General features: G+C 69.9%; 20 protein-coding genes and 2 pseudogenes. 11 read left to right on the plus strand and 11 right to left on the minus strand.

The window, feature by feature from the left end:
- Window positions 1-86 precede the first annotated feature (86 nt).
- Both ABD329_RS26270 and erm read left to right on the plus strand, forming a co-directional pair.
- Window positions 87-2,366, plus strand: a complete 2,280-nt coding sequence (locus tag ABD329_RS26270) for an MMPL family transporter (protein WP_198278248.1) — start codon at window positions 87-89, stop codon at window positions 2,364-2,366.
- A 560-nt stretch (window positions 2,367-2,926) separates the two neighbouring features.
- Window positions 2,927-3,838: an ErmE/ErmH/ErmO/ErmR family 23S rRNA (adenine(2058)-N(6))-methyltransferase gene (gene erm / locus ABD329_RS26275; protein ID WP_198278247.1), complete on the plus strand. Its 912-nt coding sequence runs from the start codon at window positions 2,927-2,929 to the stop codon at window positions 3,836-3,838.
- Here erm and ABD329_RS26280 read toward each other — a convergent pair.
- The 4 genes from ABD329_RS26280 to ABD329_RS26295 all read right to left on the minus strand — a co-directional run bounded on the left by ABD329_RS26280 (window position 3,739) and on the right by ABD329_RS26295 (window position 8,047).
- Window positions 3,739-4,800, minus strand: coding sequence for a CDP-alcohol phosphatidyltransferase family protein (locus ABD329_RS26280; protein WP_198278246.1), 1,062 nt, complete (start codon window positions 4,798-4,800; stop codon window positions 3,739-3,741). The genes erm and ABD329_RS26280 overlap by 100 nt on opposite strands.
- Window positions 4,801-4,959: 159 nt before the next feature.
- Window positions 4,960-6,246 carry an ABC transporter substrate-binding protein gene (locus ABD329_RS26285; protein WP_198278245.1) on the minus strand — a complete coding sequence of 429 codons (1,287 nt, stop codon included), beginning with the start codon at window positions 6,244-6,246 and terminating at the stop codon, window positions 4,960-4,962.
- Complete coding sequence (locus ABD329_RS26290) at window positions 6,246-7,097, minus strand: carbohydrate ABC transporter permease (RefSeq protein ID WP_198278244.1); 852 nt, start codon at window positions 7,095-7,097, stop codon at window positions 6,246-6,248. Before ABD329_RS26290 ends, ABD329_RS26285 begins: the two co-directional genes overlap by 1 nt.
- An 80-nt stretch (window positions 7,098-7,177) precedes the next feature.
- Window positions 7,178-8,047, minus strand: a complete 870-nt coding sequence (locus tag ABD329_RS26295) for a carbohydrate ABC transporter permease (RefSeq protein WP_198282465.1) — start codon at window positions 8,045-8,047, stop codon at window positions 7,178-7,180.
- Window positions 8,048-8,341: 294 nt separating this feature from the next.
- On the opposite strand from ABD329_RS26295, the gene ABD329_RS26300 reads away from it, so the two are divergent.
- Window positions 8,342-9,262: a phosphotransferase enzyme family protein gene (locus ABD329_RS26300; RefSeq protein ID WP_344316990.1), complete on the plus strand. Its 921-nt coding sequence runs from the start codon at window positions 8,342-8,344 to the stop codon at window positions 9,260-9,262.
- A gap of 9 nt (window positions 9,263-9,271) precedes the next feature.
- Here the strand turns inward: ABD329_RS26300 and ABD329_RS26305 are convergent, their stop codons facing one another.
- Together ABD329_RS26305 and ABD329_RS26310 are read right to left on the minus strand one after the other, a co-directional pair.
- Window positions 9,272-9,865 (minus strand): TIGR03086 family metal-binding protein, encoded by a 594-nt coding sequence (locus tag ABD329_RS26305; protein WP_198282401.1) that lies wholly within the window; start codon window positions 9,863-9,865, stop codon window positions 9,272-9,274.
- Window positions 9,866-10,059: 194 nt separating this feature from the next.
- A pseudogene (locus ABD329_RS26310) lies at window positions 10,060-10,482 on the minus strand (3'-5' exonuclease family protein); the annotation flags it as partial.
- Window positions 10,483-10,547: 65 nt separating this feature from the next.
- Here ABD329_RS26310 and ABD329_RS26315 point away from each other — a divergent pair.
- From ABD329_RS26315 to ABD329_RS26340, 6 genes are all read left to right on the plus strand, one after another.
- A complete protein-coding gene (locus ABD329_RS26315; protein WP_198279438.1) occupies window positions 10,548-12,002 on the plus strand; it encodes a tyrosine-type recombinase/integrase in 1,455 nt (484 codons plus the stop codon).
- 35 nt (window positions 12,003-12,037) lie between these two features.
- Complete coding sequence (locus ABD329_RS26320; RefSeq protein WP_198279437.1) at window positions 12,038-13,810, plus strand: hypothetical protein; 1,773 nt, start codon at window positions 12,038-12,040, stop codon at window positions 13,808-13,810.
- Entirely contained in the window at window positions 13,810-15,843 is a 2,034-nt protein-coding gene (locus ABD329_RS26325; protein ID WP_198279436.1) for a hypothetical protein, read from the plus strand. Before ABD329_RS26320 ends, ABD329_RS26325 begins: the two co-directional genes overlap by 1 nt.
- A complete protein-coding gene (locus ABD329_RS26330) occupies window positions 15,830-16,237 on the plus strand; it encodes a hypothetical protein (RefSeq protein ID WP_198279435.1) in 408 nt (135 codons plus the stop codon). The genes ABD329_RS26325 and ABD329_RS26330 overlap by 14 nt, the downstream gene beginning before the upstream one ends.
- Window positions 16,238-16,300: 63 nt before the next feature.
- Window positions 16,301-16,960, plus strand: coding sequence for a winged helix-turn-helix domain-containing protein (locus ABD329_RS26335; protein WP_198279434.1), 660 nt, complete (start codon window positions 16,301-16,303; stop codon window positions 16,958-16,960).
- Window positions 16,957-18,270 (plus strand): MFS transporter, encoded by a 1,314-nt coding sequence (locus tag ABD329_RS26340; protein WP_198279433.1) that lies wholly within the window; start codon window positions 16,957-16,959, stop codon window positions 18,268-18,270. The genes ABD329_RS26335 and ABD329_RS26340 overlap by 4 nt, the downstream gene beginning before the upstream one ends.
- Here the strand turns inward: ABD329_RS26340 and ABD329_RS26345 are convergent.
- Together ABD329_RS26345 and ABD329_RS26350 are read right to left on the minus strand one after the other, a co-directional pair.
- Window positions 18,267-19,007, minus strand: a complete 741-nt coding sequence (locus ABD329_RS26345) for an exonuclease domain-containing protein (protein WP_198279432.1) — start codon at window positions 19,005-19,007, stop codon at window positions 18,267-18,269. The genes ABD329_RS26340 and ABD329_RS26345 overlap by 4 nt on opposite strands.
- 119 nt (window positions 19,008-19,126) lie before the next feature.
- Window positions 19,127-19,432 (minus strand): annotated as a pseudogene (locus ABD329_RS26350) (exonuclease domain-containing protein); the annotation flags it as partial.
- Window positions 19,433-19,611: 179 nt separating this feature from the next.
- Here ABD329_RS26350 and ABD329_RS26355 point away from each other — a divergent pair.
- Together ABD329_RS26355 and ABD329_RS26360 are read left to right on the plus strand one after the other, a co-directional pair.
- A complete protein-coding gene (locus ABD329_RS26355) occupies window positions 19,612-20,358 on the plus strand; it encodes a FadR/GntR family transcriptional regulator (protein ID WP_246618770.1) in 747 nt (248 codons plus the stop codon).
- The gene (locus tag ABD329_RS26360) at window positions 20,355-21,173 is read left to right on the plus strand and encodes an ABC transporter ATP-binding protein (protein ID WP_344316993.1); all 819 of its coding nucleotides are present in this window, start codon (window positions 20,355-20,357) and stop codon (window positions 21,171-21,173) included. Before ABD329_RS26355 ends, ABD329_RS26360 begins: the two co-directional genes overlap by 4 nt.
- A gap of 7 nt (window positions 21,174-21,180) precedes the next feature.
- On the opposite strand, the gene ABD329_RS26365 is transcribed toward ABD329_RS26360, so the two are convergent.
- The 3 genes from ABD329_RS26365 to ABD329_RS26375 form a co-directional block, all read right to left on the minus strand.
- Entirely contained in the window at window positions 21,181-22,428 is a 1,248-nt protein-coding gene (locus ABD329_RS26365) for an SAV2148 family HEPN domain-containing protein (protein ID WP_198277694.1), read from the minus strand.
- 89 nt (window positions 22,429-22,517) lie between these two features.
- Window positions 22,518-23,849 carry a copper amine oxidase gene (locus tag ABD329_RS26370; RefSeq protein ID WP_198277693.1) on the minus strand — a complete coding sequence of 444 codons (1,332 nt, stop codon included), beginning with the start codon at window positions 23,847-23,849 and terminating at the stop codon, window positions 22,518-22,520.
- 55 nt (window positions 23,850-23,904) lie between these two features.
- Window positions 23,905-24,711 (minus strand): Tat pathway signal sequence domain protein, encoded by an 807-nt coding sequence (locus ABD329_RS26375; RefSeq protein ID WP_309142744.1) that lies wholly within the window; start codon window positions 24,709-24,711, stop codon window positions 23,905-23,907.
- Between the last annotated feature and the right edge of the window lie 14 nt (window positions 24,712-24,725).

Consider the following 24,725-nt stretch of genomic DNA (forward strand, 5'->3'; position numbering starts at 1 on the left):
TCAGCAGGATGGGTCGGCCGGACGCCACGGCCTAGCGTCGTGGGCGAGTGGCGGGACGGTCCGCCACCAGGGCATAAGGGGATGTCGTGGCGGACACAGGCCGCTTGGAGAGGCCGCGCGGGATAGCCGCCCGCGCGGGCAGTTGGAGCGCCCGTCACCGATGGGCGGCGGTCGGGAGCTGGGTGCTGCTGGTCATCCTCGCCCTGGCCGTCGGCTCGATGACGGGCCGGGTCGATGTGACGGAGAGCGAGCAGGTTCCGGGCGAGTCCGGGCGCGTCTCGAAGATTCTCGACGAGGCGGGCATCGACGACGCGGCCGGGGAAACCGTACTGATCCAGGCGAAGGGCGGCGGGCTCACCGCGAACGACCCGGCCTTCCGCAAGGCGGTCGACGCGGTGCTGGCCGGCGTGCGCGACACCGGCCAGGTGACCGCCCTCCGCTCCCCGTACGAGACGAAGACCATCTCCGCGGACCGGCGCTCCGCGCTGGTGCAGTTCGAGATGCGCGGCGAGGCGGAGAAGGCGGCCGACCACATCCAGCCGGTCCTGGACGCGGTGGACAAGGCTGGGGACGGCCACCAGGACCTGCGGATCGAGGAGTTCGGCGACGCCAGCGGTCAGAAGGCGTTCGACGACGCGTTCGGCGACGACTTCACCCAGGCCGAGTACTCCGCGCTGCCGGTGGCGCTCGGCATCCTGCTGATCGTCTTCGGCGCTCTGGTGGCCGCGCTGCTGCCGGTGGTGCTCGCGATGACCGCGTTCCTGGCCACCACCGGTCTGGTGGCGATGGTCAGCCACTGGGTGCACATGAGCGACACCGCCAACTCCGTGATGCTGCTGGTGGGGCTCGCCGTCGGCGTCGACTACTGCCTGTTCTACCTGCGCCGGGAGCGCGAGGAGCGCGCCGCGGGACGGGACGCGCAGACCGCGCTGCGGGTGGCGGCGGCCACCTCCGGCCGCGCCATCCTGGTCTCCGGCGTCACGGTGATCGTGGCGATGGCGGGCATGCTCTTCACCGGTATCGCGGAGTTCAAGGCGATGGGGCTCGCCACGCTGATGGTGGTCGCGGTGGCGATGGTCGGCTCGGTGACGGTGCTGCCCGCGCTGCTCTCGCTGCTCGGCGAGCGGGTGGAGAAGGGCCGGGTGCCGCTCCTGGGCCGCGCCAAGCGGCGCGGCGGCACCGAGAGCCGGATCTGGCGCGCCGTCCTCCGCCCGGTGCTGCGCCGCCCCAAGCTGTCGCTGGCCCTGGCCGGTGGCGCGCTGATCGCGCTGGCCCTCCCCGCGGTGGGGATGAACACCGCGAACCTCACCATGGACCAGGAGTTCGGCGACCGGCTGCCGGTCGTGAACGCGTACAACCACATCGACGAGGCGTTCCCGGGCGGCTCCGACCCGGCCAGGGTCGTGGTGAAGGCGGACGACATCGACGCGGCGCCGGTGCGCGACGCCCTCGCCCGCTTCCGTACCGAGGCCGTGGCGAAGGGCGCCTCCAAGGGCCCGGTCGAGGTGACCGTCCACCACAAGCAGAACGTGGCCGTGGTGGAGGTCCCGCTGATCGGCGGCTCGGACGAGGGCAAGGCCGAGAAGAGCCTGGACGTGCTGCGGAACGAGGTGCGCCCGGCGACGCTCGGCGCGGTGGACGGCGTGGACGCCCCGATCGGCGGCTCGACCGCCTCCTCCAAGGACTTCAACGACAAGCTCGGCTCGGCCGTCACCCCGGTCTTCGCCTTCGTGGTGGTCTTCGCCTTCCTGCTGATGCTGATGTCCTTCCGGTCGCTCACCATCGCCGTGACCTCCATCGTGCTCAACCTGCTGTCGGTGGGCGCCGCGTACGGCATCCTCACCGCGGTCTTCCAGCACGGCTGGGGCGCGGGGCTGGTCGGGGCGGAGGGCGTGGGCGCGATCGTGTCCTGGCTGCCGCTGTTCCTCTTCGTGATCCTGTTCGGGCTGAGCATGGACTACCACGTGTTCGTGGTCTCCCGGATCCGCGAGGCGCGGCTGGCCGGCCGCACCACCAAGGACGCGGTGGTGCACGGCGTGGTGACGACGGCGGGCGTGGTCACCAGCGCCGCCGTCATCATGGTCGCGGTCTTCTCCATCTTCGGAACGCTGTCGATGCAGTCCATGAAGCAGATGGGCGTGGGCCTCGCGGCCGCGGTCCTCATCGACGCCACCGTCATCCGCGGGGTGCTGCTCCCGGCCGTGATGTCGCTGCTGGGCGAGCGCAACTGGTACCTGCCGAAGTGGCTGGGGTGGCTCCCGGACCTCGCCCACGACGAGCCCGCCCCGGCCCCGCGGCCCAGCACTCCGGTGGGCGCCTCCCCGAGGCCGGAGGCGGACGAACGGCCCCGGCACGCGAGGGTCTGACGACCACGTCCCGCGCACCCTGACCACCCTCGACCGGTCACATGGCCTCCGGGCCGTGTGACCGGTTCGGTGTTCCGGGGTGGGGGTGTCGGGCGGAAAAGGCGTTGCGGGGTGTCCCCACCCGTCCCTACGGTGCGGGGATACGGCGGAGATCCGCATACGCGTCCTTTCGCGTACGCGCGCACGGGAGGAGTACACCGATGGGCGGAAGTCCCGGCATCGGCGTGTTCACCCGCATCACTCGTGGCTGTGCCCGGGTGGCGTGTGCGTGCGCCCTTCTCATGCCTGCCCGCCGCCCGCGGCGCGGCCCCGGTGCCCTGGCCGGCCCGGACGCGCCCGGTGTCTCCCCGAGTCCGTGAGCGGTTCGCGCTCGAGGTGGTTCCGCCACCTGAGCGGCTGACCCGCCGGACTTCCCCCCGCTCTCCCACCGAGAGCTGATCTCACCCGTCCACGCCCCTCGGCCAGGGCCCCCGCCAGTCCAGGAATCACTCGTTCCGGGACGGGCGGCAGGGCCCGTTCCGCGCTGCTGCCGCCCGCCCGGCTCCGAAAGGACCGTGGCCGTGGCCCGCAATCGACACCATCCCCATGCCCAGCGCGGTGGCGAACCGCGCCGCACCGAACGCGACCGCGCGAGGCGTGCGTACGGGCAGAACTTCCTCGTCGACCCGGGCGCCGTCGCCCGCGTCGTACGCGCCGCCCGCCCCGGGCCCGGCGATCTCCTGGTGGAGGTCGGCGCGGGCAAGGGGGCGCTCACCGAGGCGCTGGCCCCGCGCTGCCGTGAGCTGATCAGCTATGAGATCGACCGGCATCTGATCCCGGGGCTGCGGGAGCGGCTCGCCCGCGGTCCACGGGTCCGGATCGTGCACCAGGACTTCCTCCAGGCGGCGCCGCCGCGCGAGCCGTTCGCGCTCGTCGGCAACGTGCCCTACGCCCGTACCGCCGAGATCGTGGCCTGGGCACTGCGGGCGGTGCCCGGGCTGACCTCGGCGACCCTGCTCACCCAGGTGGAGTACGCCCGTAAGCGCACCGGGGACTACGGCCGTTGGTCGCTGCTGACCGTACGGTCGTGGCCGGAGGTGGAGTGGCGGCTGTGCGGGCGGGTGGCACGGTCCGCCTTCCGGCCGGTGCCCGCGGTGGACGGCGGGATCCTGCGGCTGACGCGGCGGCCGCGGCCGCTGCTCACCGACCCGGTGGCCCGGTCCGTCTACGCGGACCTGGTCGAGCTGGGCTTCACCGGGGTCGGTGGCTCGCTGTACGCGTCACTGCGCCGGGCCTGCCCCGCCCGCGCGCTCGACCGGGCGTTCCGGGCGGCCGGGCTGGAGCGGGACGTGGTGGTGGCGTATGCGACGCCGGAGCAGTGGCTGATCCTCGCTCAGGAGCTGACCGAGGTGGCGGCCGGAACGCGTTCTTCGGCCGTCCCGAAGGAGTTGATGGTGCGGGTGAAGTCCCGGGTGGACAACAGCAACTTGTAGATGATGGCCAGCTCGAAGACGAGCAGCAGCACACCCGATACGACGGTCGTCGCCACCACCGCGTCGACGGCCGGGCCGATGATGAACACGCCCATCTGGAACTCGATACCGCTGATGAGATGAGCGCGGATGCGGTGGCGCTGTAGGAAGTTCCGGCACCGGACCCACCACGGGAAGCGGCGCCGGAACTCCTGGTGCAGATCGACGACGGCGGGGCGGCGCGGGGCCGGTACCTGGGCCGAAACCGGGGCGGCCGTGGCCTCCAGCGCCGCCGTGGCCTCGAGCATCGCCGTGGCCTCCAGGACCGCCACCGGCTCCTGCGGAGCGACGGGCTCCAAGGGAGCCACCGTGTCGCGATCCGTCTCCAGGTCGGCCTCGGGGTTCTCCCGCAGCAGGTCCTCCATGAAGGCCAGCTCGGCCTGGTTCTCGGCCTTGCGGGCCGCCCGCATCCGCGCCTTTATCTGCTTGCGCATCCCGTGCCGGATCTTGAAGATCTCCAGCGAGTCGATGTAGCGCAGCGCGTCCAGGGAGGCGACGGCCAGCGCCAGCCACAGGTACAGGACGTCATCCGTACGCGCGTACTGGCCGCCCATCAGGGCGACCGAGCACACCAGCACCCGGATCCGGTCGAAGACGAAGTCCAGCCAGGCCCCGAAGACCGAGCCGGTGCCGGTCAGCCGGGCCAGCTTGCCGTCCATGCAGTCGAAGATGAAGCTCACGTGGTAGAGCACGGCCCCGAGCAGCAGCCATCTCCAGTCGCCCTGAGCGAAGCACGCGGCGGAGCCGAGGCCCACCAGGAACGCACCCCAGGTGAGCTGGTTGGGGGTGGCCCGGGTGTACCTGGCGATCCAGCGGACCAGCGGTGTGGCCACCGGGTCCACGAGCATGACGGTCCACCACGCGTCTCGCTTCTTCTCGGTGATCCGGCGGACCTCGGCGAGCGGCGGTATGTCTCGGGGCATGGTCAATCTTTCTGGCGTTAGACACGAGTTCACCTGAAAGTAAGAAACCGTTAAGGGAAGAGACAAGACCGGGCAAGGGCAACCTTTGCCAGGGGGTAATGGTCTGCTGGGAGGACCGGGTCCATGGCAGGACCAGGTGCCTCGGCGGCGCGGCGGGTCCTACCGCTGGTAGCGGGCGAGCACCAGGTTCCCGTCGTCGACCAGCCGCTCCCGCAACTCCCCCATTCCGATCGCCCCGCTGTAGTACTCCTGTAGCGCCGGGGTGGCCACTTTGTCCTTCCACTCCGGGTAGCCGCGCACCGTCTGCGCGGGCGCCGGGCGCAGCTGCCCGGCCAGGGCGGTGCCGGTGGCCCAGCCGTGGCGGTGGGTGCGCAGGGCGGGGTCCCGCAGCGCGGCCCGGCCCGTGGGGAGCATCCAGTCGCCCCGGGCGAGCCGCACCATATGCGGCGGGCGCAGGAAGAAGTCGATGAAGCGGGCGGCCTCCCGCTGGTACGGGCTGTCGGCGGCGACGGACAGCGTCTGCGGGCTGACCCCCTGCCGCTGGTCGCCGCCGGGCCCGGCCGGGGACGGCAGTACGGTCCAGGCGAACCCCTTGGGCGCCTGCTGCACGACCTGCTGACGGTAGGAGAAGCCGAGCGGCACCATCGCGTACTTCCCGCCGAAGAAGCCGGGGAGGGTGTCGGAGCCGCCCATGCCGAGGGTGGTCCGGGCGGCGGTGCGGTCGCCGCCCAGCTGGTCGTGGATGACGCGGGGCACCCGCTGGTCGGCGGCGTCGAACCGGACGGTGACCTTGCCGTCCGGGCCCCGGTGGAAGACCTTGCCGCCGGTGGAGAGCGAGAGGTTGAGGGTCGCGGAGACGGGCTCCTTGAGCGGCCAGGCCACGCCGTACGTCCCGTCCCGGGTCAGCTCCTCGGCCGCGTCCTCGAACTCGATCCAGCTCCAGGGGCGTTCGGCGGTGGGGATCCGCACCCGGGCCCGCTCGAGCAGCGCGCGGTTGGCGATGAGCACGCGCGGCTCCTGGAGGAACGGCACACCGTGGATGCCGCCGTCGAAGGTGGCGGTCTGCCAGGTCCGGGGCGGGATCTCGTCCTTGAGCCGGCGGGGCAGCAGGTCGGTGAGATCGGCGAGATAGCCGCCGTAGGCGAAGTCGGCGAGGTCGTCGGTGGCGTCATGGATGATGTCGGGCGCCTCACCGCCCTCGAAGGAGGTGAGCAGCTGGTCGTGGACGCCGTCCCAGCTGCCCTGGACATACTCGACCCGGATGTCGGGGTGGGCCGCGTTCCACTCCGCCACCAGCTGCTTGTTGGCCGCCACCGATTCCTGCTGCCAGGCCAGGGACTGGAAGCGCAGGGTGATACGGCCACCGGTCGCCCGCCGCCGCTCGGGCGCGCAGCCGGACAGCAGCGCCCCGGTGGCGGACGCGGCCAGCAGCGTGCGGCGGCGCATCAGTGCTTCACCGCCCCGGCCAGGGTGCCGCTGGTGATCCGGCGCTGGATGAGCGCGAACAGCACGAGCGAGGGCAGCGTCGCCAGCAGTGAGGCGGCGGCGAGCGGGCCGAGGTCGGCGACGCCCTCGGTTCCGATGAAGTGGGTGAGGATGATCGGCATCGTCTGTTTCCGCGGCGACTTGAGCAGGACGAGCGCGAAGAAGAACTCGTTCCAGGCGGTGATGAACGCGAAGAGGGCGGTGGCCACGATGCCGGGGGTCAGCAGCGGCATGGTGACGGAGACCAGCACCCGCAGTCTGCCCGCGCCGTCCACGGCCGCGGCCTCCTCCAGCTCGCGCGGTACGGCCCGGGCGTACCCGGCCAGCATCCACAGGGCGAACGGCAGGGACCACACCACATAGACCATGATCAGCCCGGAGAGGGAGTCGATCAGCCGGACCTCCTTGAGCACCAGGAACAGCGGGATGATCACCAGGACGAAGGGGAAGGCCTGACTGACCACGATCCAGCCGGTGGCCGCCCGGGACAGCGCGGAGCGGTGGTGACGGGCCATCACATACGCCATGGGGGTGGCGATGACGACGGTGATGACCGCGGCGGCGAGGGAGGCGATCAGGCTGTTGCCCGCGGAGCGCAGCAGCGGCTGCTCATCGAACGCCTGGCGGAAGTTGTCGAGGGTGGGATGGTCGGGGATCCAGCCCGGGTGGAGACTCGCCAGCTCGCGCGGCGGCTTGAACGCGGTGGAGACCAGCCACAGCAGGGGGAAGGCGAGGAAGGCCAGATAGCCGAGGAGGGCGAGGTACTGGCCGGTGCGCGCCGCACGGCGCCTGGCGGTGGGGCCGCGACGCACGGGGGTGGGGCCGCGACGCCCAGGGGTGGAGCTGCGACGCACGGCGGTTCGATGGTGGCGCACCGCGCCGGGGCGGGGGCTCATGCCTCGTCGTCTCCCTTCAGCCGGGCCACGAGATGGACGGCCAGCAGGATGGAGACCACCGCCACCAGCACACAGCCCATCGCCGCCGCGTAGCCGAACTGGCCGTAGCGGAACGCCTCTTCATAGGCGAAGAGCATCGGCAGCCGGGTGCGGCCGCCGGGCCCGCCGCCCGTCAGGACGTAGACCAGGGCGAAGGAGTTGACGTTCCAGATGAAGCTGAGCGCGCTGATGGCGAGGGCGATGGGCCTGATGGCGGGCCAGGTGACGGCGCGGAAGCGGCGCCAGGCACCGGCGCCGTCCATGGCCGCGGCCTCGTGCAGTTCGCGCGGCACATTCGAGAGCCCGGCCAGCAGGGTGACCGTGACCTGCGGAAGCCGTGCCCAGATGCCGACCACGACGACGGCGGGCAGCGCGGTGGACAGGCTGCCCAGCCAGTCGCGGTGGGTGCCCAGCGTCTCGTTCAGCACCCCCGCGTCGGGGTGGTAGACCAGCCGCCACATGATGCCGACCACGACCTCCGGCATCGCCCAGGGGACGATCGCGAGCGCCCGCGACAGCCAGCGGAACCGCAGGTCCTGGTGGAGCAGCAGCGCGAGGCCGAGTGCGAGCAGGAACTGCGGTACGGAGACGGCCACCGCCCACACCAGGCCGATCCGGAAGGACTCCCAGAAGAGGGTGTCGCGCAGCAGGTCCTGGAAGTTGAGCAGCCCGATCCACTGGGTGGGGTCGGTGCGGCCCGCCTGGGAGTCGGTGAAGGCGAGCGCGATGCCGTAGAGGAGCGGGCCGACGCTGAGGAGGAGGATCGGGATCAGCGCGGGCAGGACCAGGAACCACGCCCCGTGGGCGCTCCCTTGACGGCCCGTCATGCGGTCGCCCGGGGCCTTGGCGGAGCCCCGGCCCTTGGCGGAGCCCGGGTCCGAGGGCGCCGGGTCGGCGGTCGCGGGTATCACGGCGGGGCCCCCTTCGGACGCGGTGGGAGGGCGGTCCGGGTGGGAGAGCCCACGTCATCGTGCGGAGGGCGGGCGGTGCAGTCAAGCGGTTCTACCTGCGACAGTCGATGTGGCGGTCGGTACGGCACGTCGCGCACGGCTCGATGCGAGACTTGGCCGTCGGCCAGGAGAAGTAGCGGCGGGCGAGAACAGCAGGCGAGGACAAGGGGCATGGCGGTGGCGGAGGTCGCGTTCACGGAGGAGCGGGCGCGGGCGGTGCTCTCGGCCGCGCTGCCGCCCTACCGGGCCGGTACGGCGGAGGCCCGGCTGCTGGCCCTCGGTGAGAACGCCGTCTTCGCCGTCGACAGCCTCTCCCTGGTGGTCCGGATCAGCCGCGACCTGGAGGTGTGGGACCGGGCCGCCCGGGAGCTGAGGATCGCCGACTGGCTCGCCCGGGAGGGACTGCCCGCGGTCCGCCCGGACCGGCGCTTCGGCCCCGAGCAGCCGCTTCCGTTCGCCAACCATCTCGTCACGTACTGGCAGCGGCTTCCCGACCCGGTGCGCCCCGCCGGGGCGCGCGATCTCGCGGCGCTGCTGCGGATGGTGCACGCCCTGCCCGACCCGCCCGGCGACCCGGCGCCGCTTCCGCTGCCGCGCCGCGAGCTGCTGGGCGGGGTCGAGCGCTGGCTGCGGCTGGCCGGGGACGCGATCGACCCGGCGGACGCGGCGTATCTGCGCGCCCGCCGGGACGACTTCGCGGCCGCCGCCGAGGAGCTGACCCCGCGCCTGACCCCCGGCCCGATCCACGGCGACGCGCTGCCGCGCAATGTGCACATCGGCCCGGACGGCCCGGTGCTGGTGGACCTGGAGACCTTCTCGCACGATCTGCGCGAGCACGATCTGGTGGTGATGGCCCTGTCGCGGGACCGCTATGGGCTGGGCGCGGCGGAGTACGACGCGTTCGTGGCGGAGTACGGCTGGGACGTCCGCGAGTGGCCCGGCTGCGCGGTGCTGCGGGGCGCGCGCGAGACCGCCAGTTGCGCCTGGGTCTCCCAGCACGCCCCGGGCAACCCGGCGGCCCGCGCCGAGTTCGCCCGTCGCATCGCCTCCCTGCGGGAGGGCGACACGGCGGTGCGCTGGCACACGTTCTGAGCAATTCGCTCAGGCGCGCCACCCCGGGTCGCGGCCGCTCAAGGCGATCGCGCGGTCCAGCGGAGGCGCGTCGGCCGGGACGGGGATCCTGGGGCCGAACAACTCCTCGGGGCGCTCCTCGTCCGGGACCGCCGACAGCCATCCGATGATGGTCTCGACGCTGCTGGGATCGCAGTCGTAGGGCTGGCCGGTGGCGCGGGCGAGATCCCAGCCGTGGATCACCAGCTCGTCCAGCGCCACGATGCCCATCATCTGGGCGGGCATGGTGACGCCCCCGGCCTCCGTGGTGCCCAGCCAGGCGGACGGCTCGCGCCAGGCCACGGCCAGCGCCTCCAGGCGGCGCGGCAGCTCCTGCCGCCAGTCGGGGTCCAGCTTGTCGGCCGACCCCTGCCCGGGGGCGGGGCCCGCCGCGGCCGTGGTTTTCTCGGCGGCGTGGCGCATGGCGAGGGCGAGCCCCATGAAGTGGTCGAGCAGATCGGCCACCGAGTAGGCGCCACACGGTGTGGGCGCGCTGAGCTGCTCGTCCGTGACGCCGCTGAGCAGCGCCGTCACCCGCTGGGCGGTGGGCCCGAAATCGATCATGGTGCTCTGTTCATCGGTCACGGTCGTCTTCTCCTCGCTCGAGTCCGTGGTCCGTCCCCCTTACCCGTACGGACCGGACCTCCGTCGGAAACTCATCGGTGCGGCGCGCTCCGATATTCGCCCGGTGGTCGCTACCCCAGCCCCGGCGGTCGCTGCCCCAGCCCCGGTGGGCCGGTCCCCAGCCCGGTGGGCCACTCCCCCGGCCCAGTGGGCCGCTACCCCACCACCGCCCCCGCCTCCCGCAGCGGCCAGCCACCGTCCACCACCGCGTCCGGAGTGCCCTTGCGGCGCAGCCAGGACTGGAAGTCGGCCGCCCAGTGGGCGTACCACCCCACCTGCTTGCGGTGGAGGTCCCACAGCTCGAGCCCGGCCACCTCGCCGTACCGCTCGGCGAGCGCGCAGGCGACCCGCACCGCCGCCAGCGCGTCCGCACCGGCGTCATGGGCGCGGTCGTGCACCACCCCGTACTCCCCGCAGACGGCCTCCAGCGTGCGCTTGCCCTTGCGGTAGCGGTCGACGGCGCGGTCTATCGTGTACGGATCCACGACGGGGCCGGTATCCGCGCCCTCCAGCCGCTCGCTCAGCGGGCGCAGCCCGTGCCGCCCCAACTCGGCGGCGAGCAGGCTGAGATCGAACGCCTTATCCACGCACGACCGTGTCTCACGACCTCTGTCGTCGTTGATCGGCCAGGGGGTGCGATCAGATGGAGATCTTCTTCACCGACCCGGGAGCGTTGGAAGCGGCCGGGGTCACCGATACACAGAGAGCGCTCGAACGGCACGGGTTGCATGCCGGGGCACCGTTCATCCTCAGCGATGACGGCAGCTACGACGTACACCTGAACCGCTTCCTGTGGTCCTTGCCCACCCTCGGGGTGCGGTCGGCGAACTCGTGGCGGGCGTACGCTCTCGATCTGCTGACGTGGGGGCGGTTCCTCCTCGAGCATCGCGGCAAGACCGTATGGCAAGCCGAGCGTGACGACGTGACGGCCTTCCACCAGGCCCGGCGGGTCTCTCCCGACCCGACACAGGTCGTCTCAGCCTCGACCTGGAACCGGGGCGTCGCCGCCTTGGACAAGTTCTACACATGGGCCGTGGACGAGGCCCTGATCGAGCGGACGCCGTTCAAGTACTACGAGAGCTCACGGCGCACCGGCTCCGGACAGCAGGTGCAAGTCCGCAACAACCGTGCAGCAGAGAAGGCCGCCAAGCGCGGAAACGTGAAGTTCCTGTCTGTCGCCCGTTACGCGGCCTTCCGCGATGTCGGATTGCGCGGTCAACTGCCGACCAAAGCCGCCGATTTGTCCTTCCATGGCCGTAACTCGGAGCGGAACGTCGTCATGGCGGAGCTGCTGGTCACCACAGGCTTGCGTATCGAGGAGGCCGCGTCGCTCTGCTGGCCGGAACTCCCCACTCTGGACAGCCAGAGGGGTATGAAGAGTGTGCCGTTCGACCTGGCGCCGCCGACCGCCAAACGGGACAAGGGACGCAGGGTCCTGCTGCCGAACCGTGTCCTCCGCGCGGTGGCCGACTACGTAGAGATCGAGCGTTCCCTGATGCTCGACCGCTGGCGCGCCCGAGGCTGCCCACTGCCAGCCGGTGCGGTGCTCGGAAGTCAAGCCGACCGGCGGGGTGTGCGGATGCCCTCGAAGGACGGCCGGCTCCGAAAAGTTCCCTGGTCACGTGTGCCGCCAGCGGTCCGCTCCCGGCTCTACCTCGTTGACGAGCAGGGCCATCCCGTCGGGCCGGCGTGCGTATGGCTGGGCCAGGAAGCTCGGCCTGTGTCCCTGTCGGCCTGGGAGTCCGTCTTCGTGCGGGCCTCGGAGAGATGCCGTACGTACGAGATCGACGTCGCCGCCACACCCCATGTGCTCAGGCACACCTTCGCCGTGCATCTACTGTCTGCGCTGATCCATGAACAGATCGGCTCGGTTGAGAGGCATGAGGTGGCCGACGGCGTGTACCGCCGGATCATTGGCGACCCGCTCGATCACTTGCGCCGCCTGCTGGGGCACTCCTCGATCACCACGACGTACATCTACCTCGACTGCACCGACCAGGCTCAGGCATTGATCGATGGTGCGGTGGACGCCTGGACGTCCGAGGTCGCGGACACGGCGACTCAGGTGTCGCAGACACAGGGAGCGAGCGCGTGGTAACCCGGGGACGACGTCGGGCTCGGTTGAACGCACCCGTGCTCCAGACCGTTGACCAGACTCCAACCACGCTCGGGCTCCTGAAGATCGAGGTCACGTTCTCGGACGACCGGATGGCTGTCGTGGACTGGACCCACGAGCCGCAGCAGCGGTTGCTGCGCACGCTGGGTGCCGAGCTGGCGGTGTCATGCACCGTAGGCCAGGGGACTGGATCCCCACATACTCTCCGGAATCGCGCACGCTCTTGCCTGGAATGGGCACGCTGGCTGGACTCCACGGAAGGCGTGGAACTGCGAGTGAATGACCTCCTCCCGCGTCACCTCGACGGGTTCGAGAGCCACCTTCGAGAGAGGCATCCGGAGTCTTCCAGGACGCCGTACTCACGTATCGCCGACATCGTTTGGATCTTGCGCCGCCTCAGCGACAAGGAATCCGGCTTGTCTGCAGCCATGCTCCGGCGGCTCTCCCATACCTCTGCCGGTCCGGTGGGCTCGTACACACCTCGTGACGCCTATTCACCGCACATCGTCGAGCAGTTGCGCACTGCTGCACGTTCCGATGTCGACGATGCAGTTCGGCGCCTGACGCTTGACGGGCCGGCACTCCTGGCACAGGGGCAGGATCCACGGATGGCGGGTTGGAACTCCGACGCCAATGTGCTGTGGGAGATCCACCGGAGCCAAGGAACATTTACACGGCAGCAGCTTGCCCAACTGGTCGGCACGGCGCTGGCTGATGCGCATACTCCCGGCCGTCTCGCACCGTTAGTGTATCCGACCAGCCGCGACCTGTTCGCCCTGCTTCTTCTGTTCTGCCTCGATAGCGGCATGGAGGTGGAAGCGGCCAGAGAGTTGACCTCCGACTGCCTGAAGAATCCCAACCGGGGCTATGTACAGGTCGAATACCTCAAGCGGCGTCGGCACGGCAAGGAGTGGAACACGATGCGGGTGCGGGACGGCTCGCCCAACTCGCCCGGCGGGCTGCTGCGCTTGGCCCTGCGAATCACTGCCCCTGTCAGAGAGGCCACGGGCTCATCGGCGCTGTGGCAGTTCCGGACGAAGGACGGGATTCTGTCCGCCGGCTTCAGCGCTGGATCTGCGTCGAGCGTGGCGCGGAGCTTCGTGTCGACACACCGGCTCACTGACGGGGGGAAGCCCGTCGACTTGCGCCTTTCCCGGCTTCGCAAGACGTACAAGGCAGCTGTCTACAAGGTAACTGGCGGGAGGATGTCGGCGTTCGTGCAGGGGCATTCACCGGACATCGCCGCAGCGCACTACGCAGACATCCCCTCATTGCGCAATCTGCACGAACAGGCCGTGGCAGACGGCCTGCAGGACGCACTCGCTGACGCCCAGACTCCCGTGGTGCTGACGCCAGAGGAGGAAGAGAGGCTCACACAACATCCTGCGGACGCATGGGAGTCACTCGGCGTTTCCGCCGAGGAGCTGCCGCCACTTCTGTCCGGCGAATCCGACCTGTGGTTGTCGTCCTGTCGCAGCTTCTTCGACTCGCCTTTCGGCATCAAGGGCAAGGCATGTCCCGTCTCCTTCTTCTCTTGTCTGGGGTGCAGCAACGCCGTGATCACCCGAAGGAAACTCCCAGCCATCCTGGCCTTCCTCAACCACATTGAGGCTGAACGGGCCAAGACGCCCGCAGCGGAGTGGGCAGCGCGCTTTGGCAAGGTTCACCATCAGATTCTGCAACTGATCGTCCCGCGGTTCAGCAAGGGCGACGTGCTCAGCGCCAAGGCAATCGCCGAGTCTTCCGAGCCTCTGCTGTTCCTGCCCCACAACCTACTGGGAGGCCACTGATGCCCGCCCAGCCACTACCACTTGGCCATGGCGCCAACCGCCCTGCCGACACGACACCGGTTCTGTCCGGACGACCTCTCGCCGCCGATCCATCCCTCATGCCGCAATTCGGGGACCGTTTCTGGGATCTCGCGGTCGCCGGGCACGCGGGGAACCGCTACGCCAGCGAGTTCTTCATCGACTTCGAGTCACTCAGTGATGCCACCCGGCGCGAGGCCGCGCGCGAGTTTCTCTTCTGGAGACTCAACACACACCCGGTTCGTGGTGCGCTTCCTTCCATCTCGACAGTGGCGGCGGAGTGGTGGAATCTGCGGTGTTTCTTCCGGTTTCTCGACACCGAACACGCTGGGATTCGCCTGGACACCGTGACACAGCCGGTTCTCGATTCCTATCTGCTTCACTGCCACGGCGAAGAACTGATGCCGAGCAGTCTGCGCCATCGCCTCCAGGTCATCCCACGCCTCCACCTCGCGGCAGAGGGCATGCCATCGGACGCGCTGGAGATCAATCCGTGGAACGGCCGCCCCCTCTCCCGCATCATCGGCGGCCGGGCGGTGAGTAGACACGAAAACCAGACTCCCCGGATCCCGCCGAGGGTCATCGCCCCGCTGGTACAGGCCGCCCTGTTCTACGTACGTACCGCAGCACCGGACATCATCAGTGCACGCGCCGAATTGACGGAACTGCAGGCCTCTGTCAGCGAGATCCAAGGACTGTCTCTCGCACGGCTGGACCGCTATCTCGACAGTCTCGCGGCAGGCGGGCGCGGGGTCCCGGTTCTGGACGGCACCGGTCTCCAACCGCACCTGGCCGGTTCACCCGCCTACACGTACATCATGCGCAAGTCGAGGGCGGGGCGGGATATAGCAGGCGGCTCCTACGATGACCACATCGTCAGGGCACTGGAGCGGCTCGGACCTGAGCCTGGCGGCATGGACTCACCCATCACTCCGCATCCGCAGACCGGGCGCCCCTGGCGGGACAGGTTCAGTCCTCCCGCAGTCCCCCATGAGGAACGGCTCCTGCGAGCCGCCTGCTACATCCTCATCGCCTATCTGTCCGGAATGCGCGACTCCGAGGTCAAGGAACTCCGAGACGGCTGTCACTTCACCGAACGGAGTACGGACGGCGTCGTCGTCAGGCACAAAGTGCGATCGCAACTCGTCAAGGGCGGGCGAGGGGCGCCGGAGAGCTGGGTGGTCATCGAGCCCGTCGCGCAGGCCATCGAAGTCCTGGAATGCCTGCCCCACCGTGACCTGCTGTTCTGCCGACCGGTCGCTGGTCGCCCGTACTCGACGATCTCCGCCAACCGGATGAATGAGAACCTCAACGCGTTCCGGGCACATTGCGCGGGCATCGGCTTTCCAGTACCCGATGTCGACGGAGAGCCGTGGAATCTCACAACGCGCCAGTTCCGCAGAACCGTGGCATGGCACATCGCTCACCGTCCGTACGGAACCGTCGCGGGGATGGTCCAGTACAAGCACCTCTCCGTAGCCATGTTCGAGGGCTACGCAGGGACTTCGCCCTCCGGTTTCCGCGCGGAAGTCGCCGCCGAAGAGGCCCTGGCCCGCTTGGCCGACATCGTGGAACGCTACGACGACTTCAAGGCCGGGGTGCGCTCGACCGCTCCAGGGGGTGCACGGACCGACAACGAGTTTGCCCGCGTACAGGAAGAATTGCAGGACTTCCCCGGCAGAGTGGTCGATGAGCGGCGCCTCCACGCCATGCTCAAGGCCTCGGCGCACACTCTGCACGTCGGGACTCTGAACGACTGCTACTACCAACCTGAAACCGCCCTGTGCCGAACCGCAGGCACTGAGGACCGGCCCTTGCTCAACAATTGCCGTCCCGAGCGTTGTGCGAACTCGACCATCACGACCCGTCATCGCCCAGCGTGGGAAGCGGCACGCAGCGACACCGAGCGTGCGTTGACCTTCGTCGGACTCTCCGATCTCCAGCGCACGGCTCTGCGAGGGCACACGAGCGACATCATCAGAGTGATCGAGGGAATCGACCGTGCCCACAGCTGAACCCATCGAAGCAGCCCTCAAGGCGGCGTCCGAGCGTCTGCTCCGCGGAGAGCCCACCCGTAGTGACGGTTCCCTCACCGTCGCCTCACTCGCCGTTGAAGCCGACGTCAGCAGAGCCAGCGCCTACCGCTACCCCCATGTTCTGGCGGAGTTCCGAAACCTCGTAGCCGAACGAGAAGACGCAGCCACACCCTCAGCGTCCCTCCGGCAGGAGGTCCAGTCTCTGAAAGCAGCCGAGCGTGGGCTTCGCCAGGAGCACACGCGCGAGGTGCGGGAGCTCCGGTCCTCCATCAACGTCCTCGCACAGCAGGTTCAGTTCCTCACGCTCGAGAACCAGCGCCTCTCTCAAGCCTCAAGCCATCATGACCGGGTTACCCGCATCGACCGACGTTGAGCTGGCCCAGAACCATCCACAGCACATGTTGTAAAGGAATCTTTCTAAAGATACCTTTACAACATGTCGAACAGTCAGAAGAACGAGCCACCGGGAGCCCCTGCTCGCACGGCCCAGCTCACCGACCCTCACGCTCTGCGCGCCTACGCCCATCCCACCCGCATGCGCCTCGTCGGCCTGCTCCGTACCGAAGGCCCCTTCACCGCGACCCGCGCGGCCGAGCTCACTGGCGAATCCGTCGCCAGTTGCTCGTACCACCTGCGGATGCTCGCAAAGTACGGGCTGGTCGAGGTCGCGCCGGGAGGCCAAGGCCGCGAGAAACCCTGGCGGGCCACTGCACGCTTCACTCAGTGGCCCAACTACTCCGAGGACCCTGCCGTCGCAGAGGCCAGCAGGGCACTGGAAACTGCGGTCGCCGAACGCTACTTCGAGCTGATCACCCGCGCCATCGAAGAGCGCCACGATCTACCGCGCGAGTGGCAGGAAGCCGAGCACATCGGCGACCAAGTGCTCTACCTGACGGCGGAGGAGCTCGCTGACCTCGGCGAAAAACTCGACCGTCTACTGCGCCCCTACGAGGACCGGCAGGGCGACCCGGCCGCCCGCCCCCAGGGCGTACGGCTCGTCCAGATCGTCCGGGCCGCCTTTCCCTTGCCGCAACGGCCCGGCGCAGGCAACGAGGAGACTTCCATCGCTCCGGACAGCGCGGGCGGCCCGCGATGACGGCCTCGGGCCGCTTATCCGCGGCCGTCCCCGACCTCCTGCGCAAGCGCTCCTTCCGCCGTTACTGGACCGGCCAGAGCATCTCCCTGGTCGGCGACCAGATATCCCAGATCGCCCTCCCTCTCGTCGCCGTCCTCGCCCTCCACGCCGACGCCGCCCAGATGGGCTGGCTCGCCACGGCCCAGCTGATGCCCGCCCTGCTGCTCTCTCTTCCCGCGGGCGCCTGGGCCGACAGCAGAGCGCACCGCCGCCGCGTCATGATCACCACGGACCTCGCGCGGGCCCTGCTCATCGTGTCGGTTCCCATCGCGTACGCCCTGGACGCCCTTACCTTCACGCAGCTCTACGCGGTCGCCTTGGGGATCGGCGCACTGACCGTCCTCTTCGACGTCTGCAACACCATCCTGTTCGTCTCACTCATCCCCGCCGAGCGCTATGTCGAGGGCAACTCCCTCGTCAACGGAAGCCGGGCCATGTCCTTCGTCGCGGGTCCCAGCGCCGGCGGTCTCCTCGTCCAGTTGTTCACCGCGCCGCTCGCGCTCCTCGCTGACGCGGTGACCTATCTGGCCTCCGCCTGCTGCCTGGCCCGTATAACCCCCGTCGAACCGTCGGCTGTGCCACCCGCGAAAGGACACTTCACCGCGGGCCTGCGGTGGATTTTCCGCTCGCGCGTCATGCGGGCCACGTTCGCCGGATCCGCCACGGTTCAGTTCTTCAATTTCATTTTTCACACGCTCTTCGTGCTCTACGCCACCACCGAACTCGGCCTGAGCGCAGGCGTGCTGGGGTCGGTCCTCGGAGTCGGCGCGATCGGCGGGCTGGTCGGTGCCGCCCTCACTGGCCGTCTCGTGCGCCGCGTCGGCGTCGGGCCCGCCGTCGTCATCGGCTTCGCGGCCTTCCCAGTCCCGCTGCTGCTCGTACCCCTCGCGGACGGGCCGGACGCGCTCGTCCTCAGCCTCCTCTTCCTCGCCGAATTTGGTTCGTGCGTGGGCGCGATGATCGTCGACATCTCGCTGGGCTCACTTCAAACGGCCCTCATCCCCCACGCCCTGCGCGCCCGCGTCAACGGGGCCTACCGCACCCTCACCCACGGCGTGCGCCCGCTGGGCGCGCTCGCGGGAGGAGTACTCGGCACGGCTGTCGGGCTACGCCCGACACTGTGGATCGCAACGGCCGGGGCCGTGATGTGCCTGGTCTGGGTGCTGCCTTCGCCGATCCCCCGTATCCGCGAGTTGCCCGACACTCCGCCGGAGCCAGCACCCGGCGCACCGTCGGCATCGGCGTCCGCATCCTCGCCCTCGTCCGGCTAGCCTCGCGTCAGAGGACCAAGTTCCTCGCGACTGAACGGGATCACCGGCCATGCCGACTCCACGTAGGCGGTCGCATCCGACGTACGACGCAGATACCTCTGGAGAGAGGCAGCCTGCTCGGCCGCCGCACCGACTTGAAGATCATGGAGATCCGCGAGAGGCAGCGATCCTATGGACGAGTACTTCTCACCCAGTCTGCGTGCCGTCCGAGCGGCAGCCGCTGCGTCCGCTGCCGCGTTATGCGCATCATCCAGCGGCACCCCGTAGTGGGCACAGAGTGCCTGAAGATTGCGCCGCCCCTTCCGATACTGGTCTGCGTGCTTGTCCAGCACCAAGGGATCGATGACCGGAGAAGGCGTCGCTTCCAGCCGCTCTGTGAGCGGAGTGACGTTGTGCCGTCGGCATTCACGGTCCAGAAGGGAGAGGTCGTACCGCGCGTTCATGACCACCAACGCCGTCCCAGAGCGGAGAACTTCGGTAATGGCCTGCGTGATCTCTGTGATTACGGAAGCAGTCGGGGCTCCAAGCCTGCGGGCATGCTCAGTCGTGATGCCGTGAATCGCTATGGCTTGCGCAGGGATCAGAATTCCCGGGTCGACCAGCCACGTCCGCTCCTCCGCTGGGTTCCCGTCCGGATCCAGCCTGACGAGTGCTCCGGTGACGATGCGGTCGGTCTCAATGTCGGTGCCCGTGGTCTCCAGATCGAAGGCCACCATCGAATCGCTGGTCCAGCTCATCACAGCACTCCGGTGGGGCAGCTGGGCGCCAGCGCGCGGTCGACCGGTTCAAGGCGCAGCAGATCCCTGGCACGCCCTGCGAGACGAGACACTTGAGACGCGTGTGGAGTGCGTGGATAAAACGCCGCGTTGTACGCCACCACCGGGGCGCCGGCCCGCCAGTGGGCCACCAGCACCTCGGCGACCTCCTCGACCACCTCGCGCGCGGGCCTGCCCTCAGCCGCCGCCCGCTCACCGGTGATCCCGTGCACCGCCACGGCATCCTCGGGGATGGGCACTTGAGGGTCGGCCAGCCACTCGCGCCGCCCGACCGGCTCCCCGCCCCTCACCTCGACCACGGCCGCCGTCACGATCCGTGCCGTGCGCGGATCGGTGCCCGTCGTCTCCAGGTCGAATCCGATCAGCAACCCCCGGTGCCAGCCCATGGCCGCCCCTCCCTTTGTCGTACTTCCCCCATGTGTGCACCACCTTCCCATGCACCACTGACAACGGCCGGTGCGCCGGACCAAGTCCTCAGACGTCTGAGGACTCTGTGTTAGAGTCCCCGCCGTCCTCGGTTGATCGTTCAGGGAGAGGCGGCGCGGTGGCGGCGGAGACGGCACGCTTGCGGCACGGGCCCGTGGTGCCACGGGTCGAGAGCGCCCTGCGCACGATGCTCGCCGAGGGCCGCTGGCGGCCCGGCGAGCGGCTGCCCAACGAGGTGGCGCTCGCCGCCGAACTGGGCGTCGGCCGCTCCTCGGTACGGGAGGCCGTACGTCTGCTGGCCCATGACGGGCTGGTCGAGGTGCGCCACGGCTCGGGCACCTACGCCGCGCAGCCCCCGGCCCCCGCCGGGGAGGGCGATATGCGGCGGCTGCTGCGCCGGGCCCGGCTGCGCGAGGTGTACGAGGTGCGCCGCGCCCTCGAGGTCGAGGCCGCCCGGCTGGCCGCCGGACGCATCCGCCCCGAGGACATCGGGCGGCTGCGGGACCACCTGTCGCTGCGCGAGGAGCGGGTCGGAGGCGATCCGGCCGCCTTCATCGACGCCGATCTGGCCTTCCACCGGACCGTGGTGGAGCTGTCCGGGAACGCCGTGCTGCTCGGCCTGCTCACCTCCGTCCTCCCGGTGCTGCGCGAGGCGCTGGTGGAGATGGTCAGCCACGAGCCGGCCCTGCCCGATGTGTCGTGCGCCCACGCCGAGCTGCTGGACGGGCTGGCACGCGGCGACGCCGACGCCGCGATCGCGGCCACGGTCTCCCATCTCGAGGCCGTCATGGAGCTCTTCGGCAGCAACAGCGACAGCGACAGCGACAGCGACACAAGCGAAATCAAAAGCGACAACAGTGAAAAGAAGGAGGTGGCGGCCCCGTGACCGCCCCGGCCGTCCCCGTACTCAGGCTGCGCGAGGTGGATGTGGTGCGCGACGGCACCCCGCTGCTGCGCTCTATCTCGCTCACCGTCCACCAGGGCGAGCACTGGGCGCTGCTCGGCTCCAACGGCGCGGGCAAGTCCACCCTGCTCAGCCTGGCGGGCGCGCTGGTGCACCCCACGCGCGGCACGGTGGAGGTCCTCGGCCGCACGCTGGGGCGGGTGGATCTGCGGGAGCTGCGGTCGTTCGTGGGGCATGTGGACCCCCGGCATCCGCTGCGCTCCCCCCTGCGGGTGCGGGACGTGGTGCTCACCGGGCTGACCAACACCGTGGAGCCGGTCCCCCGCCACCGCCCCACCCCCGACCAGCGCGACCGGGCCGACCGGCTGCTGACCACCCTCGGCATGGGCGGGAAGCTGGACGCGCGCTGGCCGACGCTGTCGCAGGGTCAGCGCGGCCGGGTGCTGATCGCCCGGGCGCTGATGCCCCTCCCCCGGCTGCTGCTGCTCGACGAACCGGCCACCGGTCTGGATCTGGCCGCCCGTGAGCAGCTGCTGGAGAGCCTGGACACCCTGCGCCGGGACCACCCCGAACTGGCCACGGTCCTGGTCACCCACCACCTGGAGGAGCTGCCCGCCAGCACCACCCACGCCATGCTGCTGCGCACCGGGGAGTGCCTGGCGGCGGGTGCGGTGGAGGAGGTGGTGACCACGGACCACATCACCAAGTGCTTCGACCACCCGGTGCACATCAGCCGCACCGAGGGCCGGTGGGCCGCCCGCGCCCTTCGCCCCCCGTACCAGGGCACCGGCTCATGACGTCCGTTCAGGACACCGGCCGGGAGTCCGCCCAGACGCTCTCGAACTCCTCGCGGTAGGTCCCGAAGAGCCCGCCCTCGCCCTCCTCGGCCGCGCCCTCGCGGACGACATCGCGGCCCCGTCCGCCGCCGCGCAGCACCAGGACCGGGGCCTCCATGCCCCGGGCCTTGCGCAGATACGACTGGACGACCGCGAGGCCGTCCGCGCCGTCGCCGTTGACCAGGTAGGCGGTGAAGCGGGGGGTCTCGTCGAAGACGTGGATCTCGAACGCGTCCGGGTCTCGCAGCCGGGCGCGCACCCGCCGCATATGGAGGATGTTCATCTCCACCGAGCGGCTCATCTCGCCCTTCTTCAGGCCCAGTTCGCGCTCGCGCCGGCGCACCGCGCTGCTCGCCGGGTTGAGGAAGAGCAGCCGGGCCCGGCAGCCGGATTCGGCCAGCCGGACCAGTCGGCGGCCCGAGTAGTTCTGGACCAGGAGGTTGAGCCCGATGCCGACGGCGTCGAGGCGGCGGGCGTTGCCGAAGAGGTCCTCGGCGGGCAGCTGGCGCTGTAGCCGGACCCGGTCGGAATGGACGCCCACCACATCGGCGTAACGGTCGCCGACGAGGTCCTCGACGGCGTCGATGGGCAGCCGTTCGGCGGAGGGGGAGCCGGTGCCGCTGCCGAGGATCTCCAGCAGCCGGGCGGAGGCCCGCTCGGCCTGGGCGAGGACCGTCTGGGACAGGGCCCGGTTGCGGGAGACCACGTTGCGGGAGACCTCCAGCTCGTCCAGGGCCAGCTCCACCTCGCGGCGGTCGTCGAGGTAGGGCTCGAAGCACGGCCAGTGCTGGACGAGGAGCTCCCGCAGCTGCGGCAGGGTCAGGAAGCTGACGACATTGTCGTCGGCCGGGTCGAGCAGATAGCCCTTGCGCCGGCTGACCTCGCGTACGGCGACCGCCCGCTGCACCCATTCCTGCCCGGCGGGGCCGGCCGCGGCGATGACCCAGTCCTCGCCGTGCACCGGTTCGTAGATGGGCCGCAGCACGGCGCTGACGACGGCGCGCAGCCGCTGTTCCACGAGGTTGAGCCAGATATAGGCCCGCCCGGCCCGGCGTGCGCGTGTGCGCACCTCGCTCCAGGCGTCGGCGCCCCAGTCCAGTTCCGCTCCGATCTCCATCGGCCGCACCAGGGACACCGCGCCGGGAGGTGCGTCGGTGGAGCCGTCACCCCCGGGACCTCCGTCACCGGGGGGCAGCTCCAGCCCGCCCGAGCTCACCTGTGCACCGCCTTCCGCCCCCGTCCAACGATCACCGCAGACTACTGCGCTGGCGGGGGCGGTGCGACACTCAGGTCCTGCCTATCAGGTCAACGTTCCTCTTCTGTATGGCCGTTGTGTCCGGACAGTGCAGGCGGCGTGAGGGGATTCATAGCGGTGACATCACGCGGGGAGAGCTGGAAGCCCTGCCAGTGCAGCGGCATCGGCTCCTGGTCCTCATCCCGGGCGATGTGATGGAACCCGATGTTGACCCACACGATCGGGTGCTTGAGGGTCTGGCCATTGACCCACTTGTCGACGCTCTTACCGGCACCGGCGCCGCAGTTGCGCAGATTGTTGCTGGCGAACTGCTCACACTTGTTGTACTCGGTGAAGTAGACGTCGTGTTTGGTGAAACTACGTCCCTGGTACTTGGTGGTGTGGCCGGGAACGATCTCGTAGCTGCGCGGATGGCCGTCCTTGTTCTTGCCCTTCGTGCTGACCACGCGCCACCACCGCGCCGCCGCCGCGTCACCGGCCAGCTCCTTGGTGACCTTGGTGCGGGTGGTCTTGGTCTTCGGGATCCGCCCCGAGGTCGCGGTGGTCTTGGAGTCGTACTGCTCGACCTTGCTCTTGGGCGAGCCGTCCAGCCCGAAGTTCAGCCGCCAGAAGACGTTGTGGGCATGGCTGGTGGCGTAGTCCTTGGCGCCCTTGCCGATGGGCCAGCCGCGGCCGTCGCCCGCGTCGTAGTCCATCGGGGAGAGCGTGCCGGTGGCGCCGACCTGCATGGTCATGGTGCCGTCACCGGCGAACCGCCACTCGGTGATGTACTCGTACCAGCCGACCTGGTTGACGGTGTAGACCAGCAGGTCCTTGCCCTGGAGCTGGTAGACCTTGTTCTCGCTGCCCGCTCCGAAGCCGCCCTGGCCCATGCGGTAGGCATGGCCGCGGGCCCGGGTGGTGGCGCACAGGCCCTTCACATTCGGGTGATCGGGGTCCCAGGCGTCGGGCACCCGCACGGTCTTGATGGTGCCGCCGGGGCACTCGGCCGGATCCAGCTGCTGGAGCCCCTGGCCGAAGCCCTGTCCGGTGAGGTCGTCGTACTCATTGCTGCCGTCGTCGTAGGGCACATGGATCTGGCCCAGCTTCGCCGAGGTCAGCACCTTGATCGGGGCGCTTTCGCCCTTGGGCTGGTACGAGACGTCGTCGAGCACCAGCCCGGCGTTGCTCTCGTAGTGCCAGCACATCCGCCAGGTGGTGCCGCCGTCGAGCTTCTGCTCGATTCTGTACGGGGCGCTACAGTCCGCCGCGGCAGCGGTCCGCGGGGCCGCCTGGGCGCTGCCGACCGGCCCGGCGGCGATCGCCACGGTGCCGAGCAGCGCCGAGGCGCCGATGGCCGCCGCGACCCGGGCACGGGCGCGGCGGAGCCTGCTGTCAGGCATGGGGAGACTCCTGTGATAGGGCGTTGAGAGGTGTGCGAGACGCTGGGACCGGGCCTTAACCGAGCTTGGTGACCTTGTGGGCGCTCAGGTCGACCACCATCTGCCGGGTGTCGATCCAGGGGCCGTTCACCACCCGGGTGAACAGCCGTACGCAGCGGTGCTTGCCGCAGTCCTGGACCGAGGCCGGACCGGGGTTGCTGCCCTCGCCCGCGCGGTAGACGAAGCCGGTGGCGGTCAGCTGGTCCGGTCGGGTCAGTGCCTTGCCGGTGGCGTCCTTGAAGTCCTTCTTCAGCCCCTCGCCCAGCTTGTCGGCCATCAGCAGCCGCACGGCCTCCATCACCTCGTCGCGGTTGGGCGGCGGCTGCACCCCGTGCTGGGTGTCGGTGCCGGTGACCTTGCCGCTGCCGAGGTCGACCGTCTTGGTGACGTAGGTGTCGTCCTTGTAGTCGTAGTAGGTCACCTCGGCGCGGCGCGGCGGGTCGGCGGCCCCCACCTCGTCGGGGCTCAGCTCCGCGAGGTCGGTGGAGAGCCGCTCAGGGCCCTTGGCGCCCTTGACGTCCTCGCTGCTCATACGGAAATCGCGCCCGGCCGCGAGGCTCTGGGCGCGCTTCATCTCGTCGTCGGTCAGCGGATCGCGGCCGCTGCCGGATCTGCCCTGCTCGGGCGCCTCCTCCACCACTCCGGGCTGCTGCCGGGCCGCCTGGCCCTGCTCCGCCGAGGAGCTCTGGGGTCCCCCACCCGAGCCTTCCTCACCGGACGCGCTCCCCGGAAGCGTCACGCCGACCAAGACAGCCGTGGCGGTGATCGCCACGGCCGCGCCTGCCACCACCTTGCCCAGGTGGCGGTGCATCACCTTGCGCACATCCTCCCCCAATC

Origin of the sequence: Streptomyces javensis, from assembly GCF_039525925.1 — a bacterium.
Taxonomy (GTDB): Bacteria; Actinomycetota; Actinomycetes; order Streptomycetales; family Streptomycetaceae; genus Streptomyces; species Streptomyces asiaticus.

Bases quoted from the DNA above. Each gene is read 5' to 3' on its own strand.
- ABD329_RS26280 (WP_198278246.1), bottom strand. From the start codon at position 4,800: ATGCCCCGAGACATACCGCCGCTCGCCGAGGTCCGCCGGATCACCGAG.
- ABD329_RS26285 (WP_198278245.1), bottom strand. From the start codon at position 6,246: ATGCGCCGCCGCACGCTGCTGGCCGCGTCCGCCACCGGGGCGCTGCTG.
- ABD329_RS26295 (WP_198282465.1), bottom strand. From the start codon at position 8,047: ATGACGGGCCGTCAAGGGAGCGCCCACGGGGCGTGGTTCCTGGTCCTG.
- ABD329_RS26300 (WP_344316990.1), top strand. From the start codon at position 8,342: ATGGCGGTGGCGGAGGTCGCGTTCACGGAGGAGCGGGCGCGGGCGGTG.
- ABD329_RS26315 (WP_198279438.1), top strand. From the start codon at position 10,548: ATGGAGATCTTCTTCACCGACCCGGGAGCGTTGGAAGCGGCCGGGGTC.
- ABD329_RS26325 (WP_198279436.1), top strand. From the start codon at position 13,810: ATGCCCGCCCAGCCACTACCACTTGGCCATGGCGCCAACCGCCCTGCC.
- ABD329_RS26335 (WP_198279434.1), top strand. From the start codon at position 16,301: ATGTCGAACAGTCAGAAGAACGAGCCACCGGGAGCCCCTGCTCGCACG.
- ABD329_RS26340 (WP_198279433.1), top strand. From the start codon at position 16,957: ATGACGGCCTCGGGCCGCTTATCCGCGGCCGTCCCCGACCTCCTGCGC.
- ABD329_RS26345 (WP_198279432.1), bottom strand. From the start codon at position 19,007: ATGAGCTGGACCAGCGATTCGATGGTGGCCTTCGATCTGGAGACCACG.
- ABD329_RS26370 (WP_198277693.1), bottom strand. From the start codon at position 23,849: ATGCCTGACAGCAGGCTCCGCCGCGCCCGTGCCCGGGTCGCGGCGGCC.